At 38.1% G+C, this 22,572-nt stretch carries 22 protein-coding genes and 1 pseudogene; 15 read left to right on the top strand and 8 right to left on the bottom strand.

The window, feature by feature from the left end; translation table 11 throughout:
• Nucleotides 1-136 precede the first annotated feature (136 nt).
• The 4 genes from pth to spoVT all read left to right on the top strand — a co-directional run bounded on the left by pth (nucleotide 137) and on the right by spoVT (nucleotide 6,429).
• Nucleotides 137-700, top strand: coding sequence for an aminoacyl-tRNA hydrolase (gene pth / locus MHB51_RS11245; RefSeq protein ID WP_107943697.1), 564 nt, complete (start codon nucleotides 137-139; stop codon nucleotides 698-700).
• A gap of 181 nt (nucleotides 701-881) precedes the next feature.
• Entirely contained in the window at nucleotides 882-1,109 is a 228-nt protein-coding gene (locus tag MHB51_RS11240) for an anti-sigma-F factor Fin (protein WP_066165583.1), read from the top strand.
• Between the two features lie 330 nt (nucleotides 1,110-1,439).
• Nucleotides 1,440-4,970, top strand: a complete 3,531-nt coding sequence (gene mfd / locus MHB51_RS11235; RefSeq protein ID WP_342558170.1) for a transcription-repair coupling factor — start codon at nucleotides 1,440-1,442, stop codon at nucleotides 4,968-4,970.
• A gap of 922 nt (nucleotides 4,971-5,892) precedes the next feature.
• Nucleotides 5,893-6,429, top strand: coding sequence for a stage V sporulation protein T (gene spoVT, locus MHB51_RS11230; RefSeq protein WP_066165578.1), 537 nt, complete (start codon nucleotides 5,893-5,895; stop codon nucleotides 6,427-6,429).
• A gap of 253 nt (nucleotides 6,430-6,682) precedes the next feature.
• On the opposite strand, the gene MHB51_RS11225 is transcribed toward spoVT, so the two are convergent.
• A complete protein-coding gene (locus tag MHB51_RS11225; protein ID WP_342558169.1) occupies nucleotides 6,683-6,862 on the bottom strand; it encodes a hypothetical protein in 180 nt (59 codons plus the stop codon).
• A gap of 6 nt (nucleotides 6,863-6,868) precedes the next feature.
• Complete coding sequence (locus MHB51_RS11220; RefSeq protein ID WP_342558168.1) at nucleotides 6,869-7,603, bottom strand: hypothetical protein; 735 nt, start codon at nucleotides 7,601-7,603, stop codon at nucleotides 6,869-6,871.
• A gap of 251 nt (nucleotides 7,604-7,854) precedes the next feature.
• On the opposite strand from MHB51_RS11220, the gene MHB51_RS11215 reads away from it, so the two are divergent.
• Genes MHB51_RS11215 through MHB51_RS11200 form a run of 4 tightly spaced genes read left to right on the top strand, consistent with a single transcriptional unit; the run spans nucleotide 7,855 to nucleotide 11,383 of the window.
• Complete coding sequence (locus MHB51_RS11215; RefSeq protein WP_342558167.1) at nucleotides 7,855-9,438, top strand: polysaccharide biosynthesis protein; 1,584 nt, start codon at nucleotides 7,855-7,857, stop codon at nucleotides 9,436-9,438.
• 8 nt (nucleotides 9,439-9,446) lie between these two features.
• A complete protein-coding gene (mazG, locus tag MHB51_RS11210; RefSeq protein WP_342558166.1) occupies nucleotides 9,447-10,910 on the top strand; it encodes a nucleoside triphosphate pyrophosphohydrolase in 1,464 nt (487 codons plus the stop codon).
• Nucleotide 10,911: 1 nt separating this feature from the next.
• On the top strand, nucleotides 10,912-11,202 hold the full coding sequence (locus MHB51_RS11205) for an RNA-binding S4 domain-containing protein (RefSeq protein WP_066165569.1): 291 nt from the start codon (nucleotides 10,912-10,914) through the stop codon (nucleotides 11,200-11,202).
• A 4-nt stretch (nucleotides 11,203-11,206) separates the two neighbouring features.
• On the top strand, nucleotides 11,207-11,383 hold the full coding sequence (locus MHB51_RS11200) for a cysteine-rich CWC family protein (protein WP_342471485.1): 177 nt from the start codon (nucleotides 11,207-11,209) through the stop codon (nucleotides 11,381-11,383).
• Between the two features lie 363 nt (nucleotides 11,384-11,746).
• Here MHB51_RS11200 and MHB51_RS11195 read toward each other — a convergent pair.
• The 3 genes and pseudogenes from MHB51_RS11195 to MHB51_RS11185 all read right to left on the bottom strand — a co-directional run.
• Nucleotides 11,747-12,079, bottom strand: a pseudogene (locus tag MHB51_RS11195) (transposase); the annotation flags it as partial.
• Between the two features lie 112 nt (nucleotides 12,080-12,191).
• Nucleotides 12,192-12,440, bottom strand: coding sequence for a hypothetical protein (locus MHB51_RS11190; protein ID WP_342558165.1), 249 nt, complete (start codon nucleotides 12,438-12,440; stop codon nucleotides 12,192-12,194).
• 312 nt (nucleotides 12,441-12,752) lie between these two features.
• Entirely contained in the window at nucleotides 12,753-13,508 is a 756-nt protein-coding gene (locus tag MHB51_RS11185; protein WP_342558164.1) for a hypothetical protein, read from the bottom strand.
• A 424-nt stretch (nucleotides 13,509-13,932) separates the two neighbouring features.
• On the opposite strand from MHB51_RS11185, the gene MHB51_RS11180 reads away from it, so the two are divergent.
• Both MHB51_RS11180 and MHB51_RS11175 read left to right on the top strand, forming a co-directional pair.
• Nucleotides 13,933-14,169 (top strand): sigma factor-like helix-turn-helix DNA-binding protein, encoded by a 237-nt coding sequence (locus tag MHB51_RS11180; RefSeq protein ID WP_342558163.1) that lies wholly within the window; start codon nucleotides 13,933-13,935, stop codon nucleotides 14,167-14,169.
• A gap of 359 nt (nucleotides 14,170-14,528) precedes the next feature.
• Complete coding sequence (locus tag MHB51_RS11175) at nucleotides 14,529-14,918, top strand: hypothetical protein (protein ID WP_342558162.1); 390 nt, start codon at nucleotides 14,529-14,531, stop codon at nucleotides 14,916-14,918.
• On the opposite strand, the gene MHB51_RS11170 is transcribed toward MHB51_RS11175, so the two are convergent.
• From MHB51_RS11170 to MHB51_RS11160, 3 genes are all read right to left on the bottom strand, one after another.
• On the bottom strand, nucleotides 14,915-15,286 hold the full coding sequence (locus tag MHB51_RS11170; protein WP_342558161.1) for a hypothetical protein: 372 nt from the start codon (nucleotides 15,284-15,286) through the stop codon (nucleotides 14,915-14,917). The genes MHB51_RS11175 and MHB51_RS11170 overlap by 4 nt on opposite strands.
• A 744-nt stretch (nucleotides 15,287-16,030) precedes the next feature.
• A complete protein-coding gene (locus tag MHB51_RS11165) occupies nucleotides 16,031-16,666 on the bottom strand; it encodes a pentapeptide repeat-containing protein (protein ID WP_066165558.1) in 636 nt (211 codons plus the stop codon).
• Nucleotides 16,666-17,043, bottom strand: a complete 378-nt coding sequence (locus MHB51_RS11160) for an EAL domain-containing protein (protein ID WP_107943703.1) — start codon at nucleotides 17,041-17,043, stop codon at nucleotides 16,666-16,668. Before MHB51_RS11160 ends, MHB51_RS11165 begins: the two co-directional genes overlap by 1 nt.
• A gap of 383 nt (nucleotides 17,044-17,426) precedes the next feature.
• Between MHB51_RS11160 and yabP the strand changes: the two genes are divergently transcribed.
• The 5 genes from yabP to MHB51_RS11135 all read left to right on the top strand — a co-directional run bounded on the left by yabP (nucleotide 17,427) and on the right by MHB51_RS11135 (nucleotide 22,557).
• Nucleotides 17,427-17,723, top strand: a complete 297-nt coding sequence (gene yabP, locus MHB51_RS11155) for a sporulation protein YabP (protein ID WP_066165552.1) — start codon at nucleotides 17,427-17,429, stop codon at nucleotides 17,721-17,723.
• Nucleotides 17,720-18,178: a spore cortex biosynthesis protein YabQ gene (yabQ, locus tag MHB51_RS11150; RefSeq protein ID WP_342558160.1), complete on the top strand. Its 459-nt coding sequence runs from the start codon at nucleotides 17,720-17,722 to the stop codon at nucleotides 18,176-18,178. Before yabP ends, yabQ begins: the two co-directional genes overlap by 4 nt.
• A 50-nt stretch (nucleotides 18,179-18,228) precedes the next feature.
• Nucleotides 18,229-18,657: a septum formation initiator family protein gene (locus MHB51_RS11145; protein ID WP_107943706.1), complete on the top strand. Its 429-nt coding sequence runs from the start codon at nucleotides 18,229-18,231 to the stop codon at nucleotides 18,655-18,657.
• Nucleotides 18,658-18,852: 195 nt separating this feature from the next.
• On the top strand, nucleotides 18,853-19,278 hold the full coding sequence (locus MHB51_RS11140; protein WP_066165543.1) for a S1 domain-containing RNA-binding protein: 426 nt from the start codon (nucleotides 18,853-18,855) through the stop codon (nucleotides 19,276-19,278).
• Nucleotides 19,279-20,187: 909 nt separating this feature from the next.
• Nucleotides 20,188-22,557: a SpoIIE family protein phosphatase gene (locus MHB51_RS11135; RefSeq protein ID WP_342558159.1), complete on the top strand. Its 2,370-nt coding sequence runs from the start codon at nucleotides 20,188-20,190 to the stop codon at nucleotides 22,555-22,557.
• Nucleotides 22,558-22,572: the final 15 nt, after the last annotated feature.

Here is a 22,572-nt window from a genome sequence, read left to right as displayed (position 1 = left end):
GCGTGATTCCGCACTACTTTTATGCGGTATTGCGCAATATATAATGGAAAATCAACAACAAAGGACACTTGTCAATTTCTATGGTAGAATAGGCTAGAATTGTTGTAGTTAGATAAAACTAAAAGGGTGAACATAGATGAAATTGATAATTGGTTTAGGCAACCCTGGCAAACCATATGCTCATACACGCCATAATATTGGCTTTGATGTCATTGATGCAGTGGCAGAAAAATGGGGAGCACCGTTAAACCAAACGAAATTTAATGGTATGTATGCGACTGTGCATCGTCCTGAAGGCAAGGTGATGCTATTAAAACCGTTAACATATATGAATTTATCGGGTGAATGTGTGCGTCCAATGATGGATTATTTTGATATTGCAATAGAGAATCTTATCGTTATTTACGATGATTTAGATTTAGATACAGGTAAGCTACGTCTGCGCCAAAAAGGCAGTGCTGGCGGGCATAATGGGATTAAGTCATTGATTCAACATTTAGGTACACAAGAGTTTAACCGCATCCGTGTTGGCGTCAGCCGCCCGCCGGCAGGCATGAAGGTGGCAGACTATGTGCTGTCGAAATTTTCAAAGGATGAAGAGCCAGTTGTAGAGGATGCAATAAAAAAATCATGCGATGCAGTGGAACTCGCATTATCAAAAAGCTTTTTAGATGTAATGAATGTTTTTAACGGTGCATAAATAAACAGGAGAAAGCCTATACTTTGAATACATAGCTTTATCATGATTTAGAACATCTATACTGTTGAATATTCGGTATAAAGTCAACTGAACCATGATTAAGCCCCTAGTGCATGTGACAGGTTTTTTAGTGCATTCGAGAAAATAGCCGTGGGGTAATTGATTCAAAGGAGGACTTGCCTTGTCAGTTCGTTATCGTTGTAGACATTGTGAAACAGAGATTGGCACATTGCCATTTGATGCAGATGAAACTATTCGCAAGCTTCACCAATTTGAAATTGGGGAAGTGGATGACTATGTGGAAAGGGACGAACGAGGGGATACGACGGTGCATTGTATATGTGAGCACTGCGAAAATTCCTTAAGACAATTTCCAGATTACTATGCATTGAAAAAATGGCTGCAATAATGAAATGCTTTGGCTGATGAGGCCAAAGCTTTTTCCACTTCCTACTTATTTAATCAATTAAATAGAGGTGTGATTGCATTCAGATTTTTTTGAGTAGGCTCGAAAAAACCTGTGACATCTACTCGAGGCTTAATTTGAACTAGCAGGGAATTTGGCACACCCTATGATTTAATTACTTCTCCACCTATAGAAGTGGGGGGCTTCTGTATCTGTCGCTTTGCTGTTGGTATAAAAAAATGTGCTCCTGCGGTAGTCACAATAGAATTGTCACTATCCTCGACGGAGTAAATAATTCTGAATCAAGTTAAACTATTGAAAGGAGGCTTTGCTATGGATATTTTCCATCAACTATTCTCGCAAGATAAGCATATAAATCCTTTTTTGCAGCAAGTAAAAAAGGATAGTAAAGTAAGCCAATTGGTTACAGGCTTAACGGGTGGCGCAAGACCAGCGTTATTGCAAGCCATTTATAAAGAAACAGAGCGTCCGCTATACGTGTTATCGCCCAATTTATTGCAGGCTCAAAAGCTTGTGGATGATTTAACAGCACTTGTAGGCGAGGACGAAGTGCATTATTATCCAGCGGAGGAGTTTATTGCGGCAGGTATGTCAGTGGCGTCTCCAGAGCTACGCGCGCACCGTATTACGACATTAGACAATTTAGTAAATCGGAAACGCGGTATTTATATAATTCCAATTGCAGGTATGCGTAAAATGATGACGCCAATGACAGTCTGGCAGTCACATTTACTGAAAACAGCAGTGGGGGAGGATATCGCCATTGATGAATGGCTAGTGCAGCTCGTTACGATGGGCTATAGCCGCAGTCAAATGGTAACGACGCCTGGTGAGTTTGCGGTGCGCGGGGGTATTTTAGATATTTACCCACTCGATGCAGAGGCGCCTGTTCGTATCGAGCTATTTGATACAGAAGTAGATTCAATCCGTACATTTTCAGCAGATGACCAACGCTCAATTGATAAACTAGATCATGTGCATATTTTGCCTGCTGCTGAGCTGCTTTTAAACATTGACCAACGTATTCAACTTGCAAATCGTTTGGAAATAGCACTCACGAATAGCTTAAATAAAGTTAAGAAACAGGAAATTCAGGAGTTACTTTATCAATATATTCAGCAGGACATTGCCCTACTAAAAGAGGGGAATTTGCCTGATACTGTAGCAAAATATGGTTCCTTATTATTTGAGCAGCAAACATTTTTAGGTGATTATTTTGCGCAAGATGGCATCGTTTTTTGGGATGAGCTTGGACGTATTCAGGAAGTAGCAGATGCATGGGAGCGTGAGGAGACAGAGTGGTTTTTATCGCTAATTGAAGAGGGGAAAATGCTACACGATGTGAAGCCATCCTTTACTTTAAAGGAAATCGATGCAATGCTAACATTACCAAAATATTATTTTGCATTATTTACTAGGACGTTTTCTGGTTTCAAATTTACTAAAACAATCAACTATTCTTGTAAGCCGATGCAGCAATTCCATGGGCAAATTGCGTTATTGCAATCAGAGCTTGTGCGCTGGCAGCAGGAAAAATATACGGTTTTATTTGTTGCGGAAGGTAAGGAGCGTCTAGCCTCTATCAAGCGCACATTAGAAGACTATCAAATTCATGCGCAAATAGGTTTAGGACAGACTGGCGGTATTTATTTAATCGATGCCGCATTATCAAATGGCTTTGAGCTCCCATTGCAAAAGATAGCCGTTGTAACAGATGATGAGCTATTTAAGCAGCAAGCAAGAAAAAGGGTGCGCTCGCAAAAAATGTCCAATGCGGAGCGTATTAAAAGCTATTCGGAAATTAAACCTGGTGATTATGTTGTGCATGTGCACCATGGTGTCGGGAAATATATCGGGATTGAAACGCTCGTTGTAGGCGGGCAGCATAAAGACTATTTGCATATTCGCTACAGAGCGGATGACAAGCTATACGTATCAGTAGATCAAATTGACTTAGTGCAAAAATTTGTAGGGTCTGAGGATAAAGAACCGAAGCTACATAAGCTTGGCGGGCCAGAATGGAAAAAAGCTAAGGCTAAGGTTGCCTCTGCTGTACAGGATATTGCAGATGATTTAATTAAGCTTTATGCAAAACGTGAGGCAGAAAAAGGCTTTGCCTTCTCGCCAGATTCTGATGATGTACGCGCATTTGAAGATTTATTCCCATATGAGGAGACAGAGGACCAACTACGTAGCATTATTGAAGTGAAGCGCGATATGGAGCGCGAGCGACCAATGGATCGACTTGTTTGTGGTGATGTTGGGTATGGTAAAACAGAAGTGGCAATTCGTGCAGCATTTAAGGCAATCCAAGATGGGAAGCAGGTTGCTTTTTTAGTACCAACAACAATATTAGCACAGCAGCATTTTGAAACATTGCAAGAGCGCTTTACAGAGCAAGCCATTCATGTAGGTTTATTAAGCCGCTTCCGCACGAAAAAGCAGCAAACCGAAACATTAAAGGGTTTGCGTAATGGAACGGTTGATATTGTCGTCGGGACACACCGCATGTTATCGAAGGATGTTGTTTATAACGATTTAGGCTTATTAATTGTCGATGAGGAGCAGCGTTTCGGTGTAACACATAAGGAAAAAATTAAGCAATTAAAAACGAATGTGGATGTATTGACATTAACAGCTACACCAATTCCACGTACATTACATATGTCAATGGTCGGTGTACGCGATTTATCGGTTATTGAAACACCACCACAAAACCGTTTCCCGGTGCAAACATATGTGATGGAACATAATGGGGCGCTTGTACGTGAAGCGATAGAGCGAGAGATGGCACGCGGTGGGCAGACATTTTATTTATATAATCGAGTAGAGGATATGACACGTCGTGTAGAGGAAATTCAAATGCTTGTTCCAGATGCACGCATTGGCTTTGCACATGGTAGAATGACAGAGTCAGAGCTAGAGTCTACGATTTTAGCGTTTTTAGATGGTGAATACGATGTGCTTGTAACGACAACAATTATTGAAACGGGTGTCGATATTCCAAATGTCAATACGTTAATCGTACATGATGCAGACCGGATGGGGCTTTCACAGCTTTACCAATTGCGTGGACGGGTTGGACGTTCCAATCGTGTAGCTTATGCATATTTTATGTACCAACGCGACAAAGTATTGACAGATGTTGCCGAACAGCGTTTACAGGCAATTAAAGAGTTTACTGAATTAGGCTCGGGCTTTAAAATTGCAATGCGTGATTTATCAATTCGGGGTGCAGGTAATTTACTAGGTGCCCAACAGCACGGCTTTATTGATGCAGTCGGCTTCGATTTATATTCACAAATGTTAGAAGAGGCGATTGCTCTACGTCAAACAGGTGTGAAAAAAGAGGAGAAGCCAGAGGTAGAAATCATTTTGCATACGGAAGCCTATATTCCAGATGCCTATATTCCAGATGGCTATCAAAAAATTCAAATGTATAAGCGTATTAAAGCAATGGACCGTATAGAAGATTATGAGGAAATAATTGATGAGCTACAAGACCGCTTTGGTGATGTGCCAACCGAAACGATTCGTTTATTGCGCATTGCACGGATGAAAGTATGGGCACTAGCAGCAGGCATCGAGGCGATTAAAGAAAAGCAAGGCATTGTTTCGATTCATCTATCAGAGCAAGGAACTACACAAGTAGACGGTGCGAAAATTGTTTCTGAATCGATGAAATATGAGCGTGCAACAGGCTTTAGCATGGACGGTATGAAGCTTACTGTCACAGTCGACAGCAAACGCTGTAATAAGCATACACCCTTCGATGTTTTAGAAGGTATGATGCAAATTATTGCCGAGGCAATAAAGGTGGGCGATCCAAAGGCTGTGCAGTAGCCGGCCTTCGGAACGCTATCGATGATGTTTTTTCAAAGAGTGCCCCCGTTAAAATAGCAAGAGGATTCTTTGAAAATAGGTGAAACACTTGGTTCGGAGGATTTTCTTCCGAATGAAAATTGACTTTTTTCCTTTAAAACATAGATAATCATTACATTTCACATCCTTATAAAAAAGATGTTTGAAGCTAGGGTCATTCAACTGTGAAAATAATACTTGTTTAGCTCGTCCAAAACCAAATGTATTTGATTCAAGAGACTGCTTTATCAATAAAAGCAAGATTTATATAGAACGCAAATTGTTTTGAAAAGCTTGAATTAAAGGGCTTTGGCTTTTTAAGTGTCGTTATTGGCTTACTAGGTGTAGAGTCCCTTTCAATCCATAATAAACTTAATCTGTTATCAAAAATTAGTGCGAGTCTCCCTGACTGTTCAAATTTTTCTTGTGTTAATAATGATTTATCAACTAAAACAGAATCTGTTGAAGTAAAATTCGCTTCAAATAGAGGCTGGGACATAGCTCTATTATTTCGAAAAATGTCGAAAATAGATAACAACTTTTTCGCTTCAAAGAGTTAAATAGTCCTTTTTGAATCAAAAAAATGTTAGACCGCAACCTACTTGGTCTAACATTTTTTCTTTTTGTCCCAGCCTCACTTCCTGTAGTTTGCCTCTGAAATCATAAGGCTAATAACAACCAAAAGATGTTTCATCATGTCAGATATACTAATAATCCATACTGCGTCGGCAGGTATATGAATAATCCCTATATTTATCCTGTTTGTCTTAATAATACAGCCAGACAAAAAACATTTCATAAACAGTACAGCAATTTTTTTGGTCCGACTTGCATACATTTCAACTTTTTACACCATACTACTTTAAAGTGCAGTTTGAATTTGTTGAAAGTGAGGCAATTGATAATGAAAGCAACAGGAATTGTACGACGTATTGATGATTTGGGACGAGTTGTTATTCCGAAAGAAATTAGACGCACGATGCGTATTCGCGAGGGAGATCCACTTGAAATTTATACAGACCGCGAAGGCGAAGTTATTTTAAAAAAATACTCACCGATTAACGATTTAGGCGAGTTTGCACAAGAATATGTGGAATCACTTTATGAAACATTCGGCACACCAGCACTTATTAGTGACCGAGATGAAGTAATTGCGATTGCAGGCGTGTCGAAGAAGGAATATGTCAATCGTAGGCTATCCGCTTTTGCGGAGGATTGCTTAAAATCTCGCAATACGACACTTGAAAAGATGGAAACAACTTTAGAAATTGTGCCGGGGCAATTTGAACAGGTTAAATCCTATTGCATCGTACCTATCGTTAACAATGGCGATATTATCGGGGCAGTATACCTATTTTCAAAGGCGCATTTTATCGGCGAAGTCGAACAAAAGGCAGCTGAGCTAAGTGCAACATTTTTAGCAAAGCAAATGCAGCATTAATTCCAAAGCCACTAGATGCAGCGAATGAGCTCATTTGGTGGTTTTTTAGGGAATTATAACATTGAGAATTGGGAATAAAATAATTATTAAGGGCAGCTCAGTCTATATCGAAAATAATTAGTATTTTTTATGGTTGATTTTCTGCAAAACTAATATTTTAAAAATAAGAGCTGTTTGAAAAAGGATACATTCTCCTATTTTTCAAACAGCTTCTAATGTTCTTATTTGAGCTTTTTTATAATATTAATTTTTATTACTTTTTCTGAAACATAATGGCAGTAGCTATAGCAGAAAGACCGACTACGATAGCTAGTGGGGTAGCACTAGCAGTTAATACTTCCGCTATATAATTTTTTTGATAAACAACAATCAAACTAATTGTCGAGACGATAAGGATAATAAGTAAAATCCATCTAGTTATTTGTTCAAGCATTAAAATCTATCTCCTATCAACCGAATAATGTTGGATAGCTGGCTTTCCTACACTGCCATAAGAGGTCTTTGTCCAGAGTACACCATCCCAATTGGATCTGTGTTCCTGCACAATTTTCACTCTATGTGTGTGTCTACCTTCTTTATAATAAAAATCTCTGCTTGAATACCCTGCATCTGGGCCTGAAAGTGTGATTTTATGGGTTATTTTTGTGCTACCGGATGTATTAAAACCAAAAGAACTTTTAACTGCAGGTAAAGAAGCGCTTGGAATCTCATTACTGAATGTGCCTGATATAGTGGCAGCCACTTCTTTGGATTTTTCATAAACCATTCCTCTTGCAATACTTACAATAAAATAAGGGTTCGATAAATATGACCAGCTTTGCGTAATTCCCTGATCATACACATACCATCTATCATATTCTCTATAGTTATCTAGTGAACCAGCTCCGCTTGGATTCACTTCAATTATTGGTTCATAATAACCTAGCAAAACTTCGTTAGTACCATCATAATCTTCAACCACAGGATTAGAGAATCTAATAAAGTTGTAGCCTTCTAAGCCACTCCCTATAAGAAATTCATTTTCACTATCTGCTATTTTAGTATTAGTAAACTCAGTCGTTGCTTTAGCATGATTTAATGTCCCGAATGCAATAAACATTATAAATGTTACAATAAATAAAAAGCGTAGGTTTTTTAAATCGATTGCCTCCTTAGATAAGATTAATACAATCATACAGTTGAACCATAATTTTTATTTGTTATAACAAATAACGCAATACCTAGGATACTTTTATGATACCATAAATAATTTCTTTTGCACCGCCAGTATACCGTCACTTTTTTGTCGGTATCATTGAATTCTTTGTCGCTTTAGAGAGGAGAAAATTTTTATCCCTTTATTACAAATGTGATCTTATTTTTCAGTAATTTTTATAAAAGTATTATACTATATTCACTCATACAATATGAGGAAGAGGTGTAACGATGACGCAATATGGAATGAAGAAATATATGAGAGGCGCACTATTATTGACGCTGGCGGCACTTGTAGTGAAGGTGCTGAGCGCTGTTTATCGTGTGCCTTTTCAAAATTTAGTTGGGGATGAAGGGTTTTATGTTTACCAGCAGGTGTACCCATTCATCTCATTTTTTGTTGTATGGACATCCGGCGGGTTTGCAATTGCAATTTCAAAAATGCTGGCAGACACTGCTGATATAAATAGAAAACGGTCGATTTCAAAGATAATTTTCAGCTATTTAACTGTGCTGTCACTCGTGTTTTTCAGTTTATTATTTTTCGGTGCACAAATGCTAGCATATTGGATGGGTGATGAAAAGCTAGCGCCGTTGCTGCAAACGGGCGCTTTTGTTGCGCTCTGTATGCCGACACTCGCTTTATTAAAAGGAACGTTTCAAGCGAAGGGAGCAATGGAGCCAGTTGCTTATGCACAGGTATTTGAACAGCTAATTCGTGTGCTCGTCATTTTAGGTGGCACGGTTTTAGTCATGCACACATCGAAGTCTATTTATGCGGCAGGTAATGTAGCGGTACTTGGTGCGGTAGTAGGAGAAATCGCAGGTATTATGCTGCTATTATTTTATATTCGTAAGCAGTTAAATGGCAATTGCCATGTTATCAAAATAAATATATGGGCAGTTATCAAAGATGTGACGCTGTTCAGCCTAAGTGTTAGCTTAAGTAGCTTAATGTTGCTCGGCTTTCAATTAGTTGATTCCTTTACAGTTTATACGTCATTGCTTGAGCAAGGAATGCCTATGGAGCAGGCGATGGTGCAGAAAGGTATTTATGATCGTGGGCAGCCGCTTGTACAGCTTGGTGTCGTTATTGCATCATCGCTGTCACTAGCAATTGTGCCCCTCATCGCACAAAAAATAAAAACAGCGGGTCGCGGGGCGATGCCATTTGTGCAATTAACATACCGTACAGCATTATTATTTGGTACGGCAGCCACATTTGGTTTAATTATTACAATGCCATATGTCAATGAACTTCTATTTACTACCGCTGATTTATCGGCTGTATTAATGGTCGTAGTAGTACAAATTATCCCATTTTCACTTATTTTGACATTTACAGCAATTTTACAAGGTTACGGCAAATTAAAAATACCAGCATTGATTGTTGCAGCAGGTTTTATCGTAAAATGGCTGAGCAATATATGGTTGTTGCCAACAATCGGCATTATCGGTGCAGCATTGGCGAGTAATTTTGGCTTGTTCCTTAGTGCTATTTTCCTTATGCTATATATAAAGCGAATCGTCAATGTCAGTCTAGCACCGCTTGTTTTTTATAAAACACTGGCGGCGGCAAGTATAGCAATGGTCATAGCAGTGAAAGTAAGTGCCTTTCTTTTCCACGTGTTACTAAGTGCAATAGATGGGCGTACGCAAGCTGCAATAATGAGTGGCGTTTTGATTTTAATAGGGGCATCTACCTTTATTACGATTATTGCCAAAAGCCGTATATTGAAAGAAAAAGAATGGTTTTTAATCCCATTTGGTCGACGTATGGCACTATACCAACTATGGCTAAATAAAAGAAAGTAGGAAAAATAATGAATGAATTAACCGTAATCGGCTTAGGGGCATCTGATTTGGAGCAGTTGCCATATGGCGTTTATAAAAAGCTTAAAGCGGCTAAAAAAATATATGTGCGCACACTAGAACATCCTGTAATACAGGATTTGACAACAGAGGATATTCAATTTCATAGTTTTGATGGCGTTTATGAAAAGTATGACACATTTCAACCTGTCTATGAGGAGATAGCCGCGTGTTTAATCGAGGTTGCACAGCAGGAGTCGGTATTGTATGCAGTGCCAGGGCACCCGCTAGTGGCTGAGCAAACGGTACAGCATTTAATTGAGGCAGCAAGGAATGGGGAAATTAAGCTCAAAATCGAGGGTGGGCAAAGCTTTCTAGACCCGATTTTTACAGCGTTAAAAATCGACCCAATCGAAGGTTTTCAATTATTAGATGGTACAAGCATGTCTATGGACGAGTTGAATATGCGCCAGCATACTTTGATTGCACAAGTGTATGATGAGTTTAGTGCGTCAGAGGTGAAGCTGACATTAATGGAAAAATATCGTGATGATTATCCTGTAACAATTGTGACAGCAGCAGGCTCTTCACAAGAAAAGATAGTGACAGTCCCTTTATACGAGTTAGACCAAGTGGCAGAGCTTAATAATTTAACGACAGTTTATGTGCCTCCTGTGGCATCAGACGAAGATGCGCTGCGTGATTGGACAACTTTGCGTCGTATTATTGCTGTTTTGCGCGGACCGGATGGCTGTCCTTGGGACCGAAAACAAACACATGAATCCTTGAAAAAATATTTAATTGAGGAAACGCATGAATTTTTAGCAGCTGTTGATGCAGAGGATGACTTTGCGATGGTCGAGGAGCTAGGCGATGTTTTGCTTCAAGTGTTTTTACATGCGCAAATTGGCGAAGATAATGGCTATTTCAATTTAGAAGAAGTGCTTGCGTCGGTTAGTGAAAAAATGATTCGCCGTCATCCGCACGTGTTTAGTGACGTAGCAGCAGAGGATGCCGATGCGGTCATTGCTAATTGGGAGGCAATAAAGCGTCAGGAAAAGGGCGAACAGCTAGAGCCGCTTTTAGCAGGTGAGCACCGTGCGGAGTCTTCGCTGCAAACCTCTTATAATTATCAGAAAAAGGCTGCGACAGTTGGCTTTGATTGGCCAAATGCAGAGGATGTATGGGCAAAGTTTGAGGAGGAGTGGCAGGAGTTTCGTCAGGAAATTACAGAGGGCTCTGCTGCTGCGCAACTTGATGAATTTGGTGATGTGTTATTTACACTTGTGAATATCGCGCGCTTTTATAAGATTTCGCCAGAGGAAGCGATGATTCATGCAAATGAAAAATTTGCTCGACGCTTTGGCTATGTGGAGCAACGAGTGAAGATGAGTGGACAGGGTTTCACCGCATTCACACTAGAACAATTAGATGCCTTCTGGAATGAGGCAAAAAAGCAGGAAAAGGGAGAATAATATGCGATTAGATAAATTTTTGAAAGTATCGAGATTAATTAAACGCCGCACATTAGCAAAGGAAGTTGCTGTGCAAGGTCGTATCACAATTAACGACAAGGTCGCAAAGGCGAGCAGTACTGTAAAAGTCGGTGACGAGTTAGCGATTCGCTTCGGACAAAAAATCGTCACAGCACGTGTTGAGCAGCTAAATGAAAATGCCCGCAAAGAAGACGCGGCAAATATGTTCACCATTTTAAAGGAAGAGCGCCTAGAAAAAATTGAGCCAGAATTCATTGACGACGAGGATTGAGCAAATGGCAGATGAAAAGGAATGCCCGCTATGTGGCGGCAGTAATAACTGTGGCGTTGCGAGCAAGCAAAGCGACTGCTGGTGTATGACCGTGAAATTCCCAAAGGAAATACTCATAGAAAATCCAACAAGCTGTATTTGCGAGAAGTGCTTGGAGGAATATGGGGAGCGTAATGTATGAGAAAATTAGGTATTTTATTTTCTTAAGTTTAATAACTAAGTCAAGTTGGAATTTGCTATCTCTTTTTTTGCCGGATAATGACTAAAAAACAGAAACCATAGCGACAACTAGCCTAAATGGTTCACTCTACTGTAAAACAGAAGAACCCCCAACAGGTGCAACTGCTGGGGGTATCTGGTGCTAAATCTTTTTTTGCTAATGCCAATATAACATCAGTCATCAGCTTTTTAAAGTATGTTCCCTTCCCTTTTATCTATTCAAAATATTTTTCTACTTGAATCAATTTCATAAATCGATTTTTTTCAAGATCTTAGACTGCTCCGTTGTAAAAACGACCGTTTTTAAAAATTATGCAGTTGCTTGTCATTTGCTTAATTGCTCGCTGATATGATCGACTGCTATCTTGCAGGCATTATAAATAAACGTCACGAGACTGAAATGGATCTTGGCCTTTCTACCTGTTTTGTGACGGACGTTGTTTAACTGAAAGGATTGTTTTAAATACGCATTTACCCGTTCTACGGCGGTGCGTTCTTTATAAAGCTTTTTCCATAAATCTGAGCCACGTGCTGGATTCGTATACTTCCGAATATCGGTTTCACACTTGATTTTAAACACCTTTTGACAGAGCGAATCCTCGCGTAATGGACAGGTTACACATTCCTTTGGGCGTGTAAATTTCAAGGCTTTGTACTTTCCTTTCCGGTGGGTTGTTTAGTCGCTACCATTATACCGAATTTGGGGAGGTGCCTCATTTTTATTTAGTTGGAACCCTTGATACCGAAGGGATTGGAATTATGAAATTAACTCATTTATCCTCATTTTTCTTAAACAAATATACAAATGCAACAGCTAAAAAAGATATAGATAAGACCTTTGTGAAACTTTTATAATCAGGAGCTATAAATTGGTTAATAATAAAAGCTAGCATCGCCATAACTCCATAAGAAAGAATACGGTATAATCGCGTTGTTTTAATTTTAAGTACAGTCATAAGTAGCTCAACAATTAGAATAATCGCAAATAAAATAAGAATACATAGTAGCATATACATCAAAATACCGCCCTCCTTTAAAATAAATAGATATTAATTTTTTTAGTGTATTGATCCTCCTTTATTTCACAGAGAGTACCTGTGGGTTTGTTGATTTACGTTGTAAGGGACGTTTACCATGAATACAGCTTCACACTAATTTATTTTGACAGGAGCCAAAATAAAGGGATTTTCAGCTTGTGTGCTTCTCACTGGGGCCGCCCCTCCATTTTAATTGACAAGTAAAGGTTTTATAAAAAGGGTTTTCTTCTATAAAACATGTGGTTTAATAACTAATGTTTATATAATCAATAAAACTGTAATTTCTTTGTGATTTTAGATTTTTTTATAATCTTCTCTTGCGTCTAGCCATTCTTGCCCATATTGATATATAGTTAAAGCCGCACCAAATGGACCTACTTTAACAGCTCCACCCACAATCTTTTTAATTAAAGACCAGCTCAATAAATTACCTGCTTTTAGTGCATTGATTATATCATCAGCAAAACCTAGAACTCCAAAGGTAATTAAATCTAGTTCTTTACTTTTTAATGCATCAGCATGACCTTGAAATCTAATAAAATTAGCATTATTTTTTGTAGTATTTTTATAATAAGGGTTTTGCCCAGCCATAATGGCCTCTGCAGTTCCATCAGTAAATACTCTATATCTAACATCTGAAACATAAGAGCCACCATAAGATGCTGATTTAAAAGCAGTAATTGAAGAGTTATTAGAGTCAAAAAGTACTTTTTCGCCATCTTCTGATGTTAATTCTAACATGCCAGATGTCAATTCTGAAACAACAGTAGTTCCATTATCAATTAATAATTTTTCATTCCCTTCAATTTTATAAATCTTAATACTTATTATTTCTGTATTATCTACTTTTTCAACATGCTCATGAGTTTCGTATGAAATACCATCTTTTTCATATTGATATATAACAAGTTCAGGGGAATCTATAATAAAATTTACCCCTATATCATTTGCTATTTCCTTAGTAATCTCTGCATTTTCTGCATTTATATATAGTGGTACGGTTGTTGCAAATAATAACAGGAAACAGAGTATTCTGGATGTTATTTTCATAGTTCTCATCTCTCCTCAATTAATATTTTAATATTTGATATAACTGAACAAGTTTATCATTATTGTTCAGTTATGAAATTTGAGCATGCTTAATTCATTTATCCTCGAGTTAACTTCATCTTAGCGCTATACATACTGCATTCACAATTGCGTGATTCCGTATGTATTTTATGCGGAATCACGCAATTGAACTTATTTTTTTGTTACTATTTGCAGTTTTACACTATTAAAATAAACATATCTATCTGTTATTCTTGCTGTTAATATGAGACAATGGTACTATAATATCGGTGTAAATGAAGTGATAAAGTTGGTATATAAAAATGAAGTCATGGAGAAGATGAAGGCAATTGTTCTATAAGCTAATTTAGATCATAACTTCCAAACAACTTTATTAAGTTACATAAATGAAAAGCAAGAATTTTTGAAAGTATCGAGATTAATTAAACGCCGCACATTTCTTTTCGAGGACAAGTTACTTCATGATATTATTTCGAAATTAAGTGCTAAACAGAAAGAAATTCTTTATTTACTTTATATTGAGGGAATACCTGAAATTGAAATTGCTCATAAATTAGCCATTACAAAACAAGCAGTTAACAAAACAAAAAACCAGACCTTAAAGAAAATCAGAAAAAATTATCAACAAGGAGAGAGCTAATTGCCCCATTTAAAAACAAAAAATGCCCCATTCCAACAAGAAATTTTAGATATGTTATAACCTAAAATTCATGCCGTATTACGTCAAACCCATCCACAAGAACGGGAGGACCTAAAACAAGAAATTCACTTAATGATTATTCACACCATCCAAACGAAAAAATTCAAAAAAGCACCTTCATTTTTTGAACTAGTAGAAATAGAAAAATTAAATCAAAACCAATCTTAAAAACACCTATAAAAATATTTTTCATTAAGGTTGTCAAAACAATGATTTATCTCCCTTTAGATTATAGAAAGCAATCATCCTAGGTAATTTAATTGCTTTTCAATAACAAAAAGAAAAAGGAGAGATTGATAATGGGATGGACAAAAATTAGTTCAACAGTAGAACACATTACTTTGGAGGATTTCCGACAACAACAAGCACAATCTGCAGGCTTTAATTATCAGTCATTCACGATTATGGTTGCAGGTCTAGGAGTAGCAGCTGTGTCATCTTTACTTGCGAGATATATCGGACCTACACTTGCTCAAAGATTGACACATGCAGGGTTTGGTTTATCTATAGCGTCGGCATTAGATACTTATCTAAAGTCATCAAATCAAGCTAGTCTAGAAGCTGCTGTACGCGACGCAGACCTAAATAAGAAAAAGTATATGCGTATTCATTCGGAAATGTGGTACTATGAAAGTGCTAATGGTAACTCTTCCACTTGGGATTGTCGAACAACATATATAGCTTATTAGTCCTTTGCTTTTTTATACATTAATAAAAATATTTTCGTTGTAAAAACTAGTATTAGAAAAATAGAAAAAAAGATGAATATTAACTCTTCTTTCAATATGGAAAATACCAAAATTGGTATAGATAGTATTAATTGTAAAATATTAATTGAAATATTCACTCTTTTGGGAATGTTACCAAAAATCTCTAAACCACCATTGATAAGCAGAAGCAGATAGACAATTATAGTGCCATATATCAATGTTTTCATATGGGTAGGTAAGTGAGGCATTTGCAAACTCACAAAAATAAATATAATAAATGTGAGCCAAACCATAGCATAATTATAAATTGGAGAATAAGAAATTGAAGGTTTATTTTTTTTATCCATTCAACCGTTCCTTTCTAAATTTAACGTAATCCGCTAGAAGTCGCCTACTTTAAGCACAGCTAAGTGGGGTGCAGTTCACTTTAGCTTTTATATAAGCTTATCAAATTCTAATAAAAAATTCCCGTTTTTTTCACTTCAAGTGCCAACTTTAAATTAATAGTTCGATTCTGTATAAATTTTTTCAACTGCAGGAACAGATTTTCAATTACACTTATCATAAATTGTAAGAACCAATTTATGTATTTTTCATTATCGTAGCCAAGGCACGCATAATTTTTCCATTCAATTTCTGATGACTGTGCTTCCCAAACTAAATGACTTAGAAACTGCAAACGGCTTCCATCTGCTTTTTTGTCAAACCATCCCCATTCATTTTCGGGAAGTGTCAGAGAAACTTCTTTCTTAACTCCACCTGATGGACAATCAACAGGATTTTCTCAGGTAAAAATTTCTGCCTAACAATTTTGCTAATACACTTTCGGTTCGTCATTTTGCACTTGCCAATTCTAAAAAGCAACAACGGAGTATACTTTTTCTTCAACGTCTGAATTTTCGTCATCTACTCGAATCCAATGGATACGAAAACGTGAACTACTGATTCCTTATACACATTATCGAAAAGAGCAAACATCGTTAGAAACCGTGTTTACCATACTTTTAAAAGAGGCGCTCGCTTTTGTGAAAGATAATCGCCACTGTCCAAAATGCCGGCTATGCATGGCTTTTTGGACAGCCTCCTCGATATTAGTCTACAACGATAACGCCCATTAATGAAGCTAGCTGAATTGCCTGAGAAGAGGATACTTTGCAGCCATTTAAGCTATTAATCGAAATGGTTAGTGTTTCAAAAGTAGATGAGCTAATATCGATGCCTTTTAATGAAGTTTGCTCGAAATTGGCGTCATTCAAATTGCAGCAATTGTATTCAATTCCTTTAAATTTGCATTCGTAAAAATCGCTATTTGTTAAGAGTGTTTTGTTGAATATCACTTTTTCAAGCTTTGCGCTGTCAAATGTTACTAAGTGTAAAATGCAATTGTCAAAACGTACATTGCCTAAAGAAGATGTAGGAAACTGGCTTCCTAACAGTTTGCAATTGATAAATTCCACGCGATGAATCGAGGATTTGCTAAAGTTTACATTGGACAAATCACAATTTTCAAAGCGAACATCGGTTAATTGGATATGGCTGAAATTTGTATAATTAAAGTGACTATTTTTCAGAATGGCTTTGTCGATACGAACCCTCTCTATTGCCTCATTCGTAAATGTAGAGTCAATAATTTCACACATTTCTAGCTCTGGATATTCCTCATACAAAATATCAGAGAAGTTTCTCGCAGTTAATTGTGCTGGGATTTTAGGTAAAGTAATTTTCATTAAAGGCTCCCTCCAATTGGTAAGTGAAGTTTACAAGCTGTTGCTGTTTTTTCAAAAAGCTTGTTAATTTCATTTGCTGGTAAAGGCCTGCTAAAATAAAAGCCTTGTATACTATCACAGCCGAATTGTTTTAATATATTCCATTCTTCTTGTGTTTCAACACCTTCTGCCACGACCTGTAAATCAATTGTTTTTCCTAGTTGAACGATTGTTTGGACGATATCTGCACTGTTTTGATTGATGCTTATATTGCGTATAAACTGACGGTCAATTTTAATTTGATGGACAGGGAGGTTTTGCAAGTAGGCAAATGATGAATAACCTGTTCCGAGGTCATCGATTGAGATAGAAAAGCCCATAGCTCTAAGCTCTACCATTCGATTTTAGCAGCATCACGGTCTTCAATTGTTACATTTTCAGTAATTTCTAGTATTAAGCTTTGTGGGGCAATACCGGCTGTTTTAGTGCAATTCAATAAAAAATCGGGTAAAGTCGTACTCAAAAAATGAATGGGCGATAAATTAATCGATACCGTTAAATGCGCTTTGCCTTCAATCTGCCATTTTTTTTATTGAAAAATCAATTGAGCAATCCATATACTAAACCTCTCTCCTATCACGCAAGTTTTTTTATTAATTATAGCATTTTCCTTTTTTTATTTAGCAATGAGTTAGTTATATTATTTTCTTCTAATAATTTTAGTCATGCCTTTCCCATATGCTGCATAAAGTGTGACAGAAGCAAAAAGGAGGGGATGGACATGACATTGCATCAAGAAAGTAATCGTTATACAATTCCGTCGGGTGAGCATTTAGTGACAATTCGCAACCGCAAGCGAATGGACATGACATCAATTAAAGCAATTGAGCGTTTTGATCAGGAGGAATTTTTCATTCACACATCTCAAGGACATTTGCTAATTCGAGGTGAAGAGCTACGCATTGTGCATTTAGATGTGGACAAGGGGCTACTTACATTAGAGGGCAATGTGAAGCTCATGCAGTACGATGAGGAAGACGGTGCGGCAAAGGGCTTTATTCATAAATTGTTCGGATGACGATTTCAGCACAGCTAATGAGTGCTGTCATCATGTTGGCAAGTGGACTATTTGTCGGCTGTGTTATTGACAGTACTCGAGCCGTATTGGGAGGGCTATCTGGGCGACAATGGATTCGTCAGTGCGCTGTAGTGCTAGAGCTTATGGTATGGGTTGCTCTCGGATTTTGTACATTTTATTTTTTATATGTGACAAAGGGAGGGCAGTGGCGCGCGGTTGATCCACTATTTCAGCTAGTTGGTATTTTTGCGTATGATAAATTATTCAGACGCTTTTTCCGATTTGTCGGTCGTGTATTTGTATTGCTCTTTATTCGTCCAATTTATTGGATTATTTATATTATCGGGCGCTTTTTCCTGATGTGTTGGCATTTGTTCAGGTCGATAGTCTTATTCATACTTACACCTTTCATGAAACTGTACAAAGTAACAATTGGAAACCGCTTTAAAAAATAGTTTTTACAAAGTATAATAGCTGTATTATTCAAAATCGTGAGGTGAACAAAATGGCAAGGCGAGATTACCAAGAACCATCACCTAACAGAGTAAGAGCGTTAGATAATGATTATGTTCGTTCTAGTGAAATTCAGGCGAGCAATAAACCTTCAAAGCAGCAGATTGTTCGCCGTCGTCGCAGGCTGGTAGCATTCTTTGTTATAGCAAGTGTAGTCATTTTTGGACTAGCTAGCATGCTAATGAAGCAGTATGAGCGCCTTGATGCGAAGGAGCAGAAAAAGGCAGAGGTTTTAGTGGAGCTAGAGCAAATACAAGAAGTGCAGGATATGTTAAAGCTGCAAATTGCAAAGCTTGAGGATGATGAATATATTGCGAAGTTGGCACGTAAAGAATATTTTATGTCTGAGGAAGGCGAGATTATTTTTACAATTCCCAAAAAGAAACAATCGAATGAACAACAAGAAGATGATGATGAGTAAGGGTGAGGGCGAATCCGTGAAAAGTGTTGGGTCGCCCTCCTTGCTGTGAAACGAATCAGATTTAGCGCAGTGTTGTTGACACGATTATCCTGTTCGTTATAATAGAATAGAAACTGTTATTAATGATAAAAGTTTCAGTATACTTAGTACATGACTTATGAAGTCGCTTAATTTTTAAGGAGGAGCATTTTTTTTATGTCAATTGAAGTAGGCAGCAAATTACAAGGTAAGGTAACAGGCATCACAAATTTTGGAGCATTCGTTGAGCTGCCAGATGGCAAAACGGGTTTAGTACACATTAGTGAAGTGGCAGACAACTATGTGAAAGACATCAACGAACTTCTAAAAGTAGGGGATGAAGTTGAAGTCAAAGTGATGAATGTTGAAGCTGACGGTAAGATCGGTCTTTCAATCCGCAAAGCGAAGCCTCAACCAGAGCGACCAGAACGTCCTCAACGTCCACGTCGTGATAATCGATCAAATGAGCGAAATGATCGTCAACCGAAAGAGACTTTCGAGCAAAAAATGGCACGTTTCTTAAAAGATAGCGATGAGCGTCTTGCAACATTAAAGCGTGCAACAGAATCAAAACGCGGTGGCCGTGGAGCTAGACGAAGTTAGTTTACTGGCTATTTCAGGCGTAGAAAAGATGTAATATAAGGGCGTCCGAAAAGTGTGCAATGCACTGCTTTTCGGGCGTTTTGTTTGTATTTTATGAAAATGAATTCTTATAAATAAAAGTAGGTAGCCATTTTAGCATCTTTCAGGAAGATTTTCTGCGACAGGGCTGTTCGAAAAGGTGGCTCCATTTTACGATGCAATGAAAATTTCAATTACTTTTATTCGGAGGGAAATCCGCTAAACGTAGTGTTGCTCCGGATTTCAGGGAACCCTCTATAAGTGCGCTCTTTGAAGAAGCACTGCCGAGGGCATTTTAAGCGCCTCTCCCCATTTATTTTTTCTCTTGCTTTATTAGCATGCGAATGAGCGAAATGAAGCAAAAAATTCCAGAAATAAGACCGACACTAATCATAAGTGTTTGCACGATGAGGGGTAATTTTGTTAAGAGTACACCACCTACAATGAGCAGCATACTAAAAGAGCAGAGCAATGTTAGGTATGTAAATTGTTGGGTCATGATTTATAATCTCCTATCTATTTCGATATATCTAGTATAATCAATAACTTACTTTTTTTCATATGGTGCTTTGTCCCGCATTAACGGGCAGTAAGACTTAAGTGAAAATACGCTAAAGGATAAGTGAGAGATGAGCTCCCCGTAAAAGCCCGATTGATTCAACTAACAATCAATGGGGATGAGGAAAACCTCCACTGATTGAGGTTTCACTTTATTGGACATATCCATCCTTTTTATGACAAAGAAGTAAATCAGATATTCACCAATTCACTCATTTTTCCCACTATTTGCTAACAATTCGTCGAAACATTTTTTCTAGTTGCCTATATGAACAGACAAATTTTACACTTTAATTTTTATATAATGGCAAAAAAGCTAGAGGAGATGACTATATGACACGAGTGGAAATGCTAGAAACACCTTCTATGTGGCAGGGGATGAAGGGGTATGCAAAAAATAAAAAAACTATCTATAGTTTGCAAGCTACCTTTTTCATTATTGCTTATTTTTTAGCACAAGCAGTATTTTTTGATGCGACACTACCTTTTTTATTGCCATTTTGGGCAATTGTGCGACTGCGCTATGACAATATGCGGACAGCTGTTATTATTGGTGGCTTGTTAGGTTCCTTATCGTTTGGATTAGGACAGGCAGTGATTTTATGTTTGCAGCTCATCGTCTTTGAGCTGTTATGTCGCTTCAAATATTATAAGATGCCAGCTTCTTTGGCGATTGGTTTATCCATTTTACTTATCCAATTGCCATGGCAAAGCGTGTCATATGGGGGAGTGCCGCCATTTTTAGTGCTCTTATACGTCGGCTATGAGGTAGTATTAGCTGTGTTAATGACATTATTTATTCAGCTTTTCTTCGTGCGTCCACACCAATTTTGGCAGACAAATTGGTCGTATGAGCGCATTGGGGCTGGTTTTGTCATTGCGGCCGCCTTGCTTGGCGGGATGCAGTCTGTTGTTATCTATTCTTTGTCTTTAACGATTTTTATGCTACATCTCATTATTTGCATTGCAGCTAGAGTGGCAGGTGTCCAAGTAGCAACGATGACCGCTACGATTTTAGGAACGTTGCTAGGTGTTGCAAGCCTATCCTTTACGGGAATGCTTGCTTTGTATGCAGTGACAGGTGTTGTTACGGGAAGCTGTAAGCAACTAGGACGGCTAGGTGTTGCACTAGGTAGCATAATACCTAGTGCGCTATTCTTTTTTTATGATGCGACATTACCGCTCGATCTCGTCTATTTCTTCTCCATTGTCGTAGCAGCAACTTTATTTTTGCTACTTCCACAATCATTATTTACAACATTGCATGATTTGTTTTACCCAGAGCGAGATGAGGTGCTATTAAAAAGACAGACGTGGATGACAGAGCATGCGACAGAAAATTTAATGCAATTTCAGCATTTTGTTGATTTTATGAAGGAGCTTGTATTCGATCGGTTTACTGCGGATTATGTGGAAAAGAAAAAAATTGAGCCATTGGCTACATGTATGAGCTGCTTTCGCTATGATCGCTGCTGGGCTGATGCAGAAATGAGTCAGACGATTGAGGGCTGGTGTGTGGCGAAAGCGGCTTCGAAGCCAGCGGAGGTTGTGCGTACAGAGGAGCAGGTGAAACAAAAATGTGTGAAGTCAACTAAATTGCTAGAGGAGCTGGAATTGCAGCTCTATCAGGAGCAAATGAATGGGCAATTTTATCATGGAAAAAAAATGATTGCATTGCAGTTGCGTGATTTGAGTCGCCATCTGCAGCGACTTATGCAGGAAATTAAAGAAGAAGCACTATCCTTTCAGTCTGTGGAGGAAGAGCTAATGACTGCGTTCAAGCAAGCTTATGTGCCTTGCTTTCAAATAGATGTGTTACAAAGTAAACCTGGCGAGCGTATCGTCGTGTGCTCACTGACACCGAAAAATAGTAATCAGTATGATATGCTACAGCTTTGTGAGCGGCTTATTGTGCCGATTTTTTATGATGTTTGGCAGGAGCCTCTTTACGTAGAGCATTATGAAATGAGGCAAGAACCATTCCGTCATATGCAGGTGCGTTTTCGTTCAGCTGTCCGTTATGAATTAGCGCATGATAGCTATAGTCAAGCGAAGGAGCTAGTAAATGGCTCAGGAGATTCGCATGCTATTTTTCCGATACATGCTGGGCTGACAGCGGTTATGCTTTCAGATGGAATGGGACAAAATAAAGAAGCGCAGCGTGAGAGTAGAAAGCTGATTCGCATGATGCGCGAATGTTTATTGTATAATATGAATCCAGAAACAGCGATGCATACGTTACACTATGTTATGTCGTTAAAGCGTGAGATAGACATGTATGCAACGATTGATTTTGCGCTAATTGATTTACAAGGTGGCACACTTTGGTCATGGAAGGCTGGTAGCATGTCGACATATATAATTCGTGGTCAAACGGTTATGAAAATTGATGGGACAAGTGCACCTGTAGGCTTTATGCCACAGTTTTCTGTAGAAACACAAAAAATGAAGCTGAGAGCAGATGATGTTATTTTTATGGTGTCGGACGGTTTATTTTCAAGCGAATTGAATTGGGACGAGCAGGAGTCTTATTTTTTGGAGTTGATAAAGCAAAGAATTGCCGAAAAAATGCCGATTGATGTGTTATTGTATGATGTAATGGCGCATTATAAAGGGCGTTATGATATTGAGGATGATTGTACATTGATTGGTCTGACATTGCAGCATATTATTCCACAATGGGCAACTGTAAAGGCGAATTAGTATAGAAGAACGGAG

Origin of the sequence: Metasolibacillus sp. FSL K6-0083 (assembly GCF_038630865.1) — a bacterium.
Lineage (GTDB): Bacteria > Bacillota > Bacilli > Bacillales_A > Planococcaceae > Metasolibacillus > Metasolibacillus fluoroglycofenilyticus.
The sequence above is the reverse complement of the archived record's forward strand: the minus strand, read 5'-3'. Positions and strand labels throughout refer to the sequence as shown.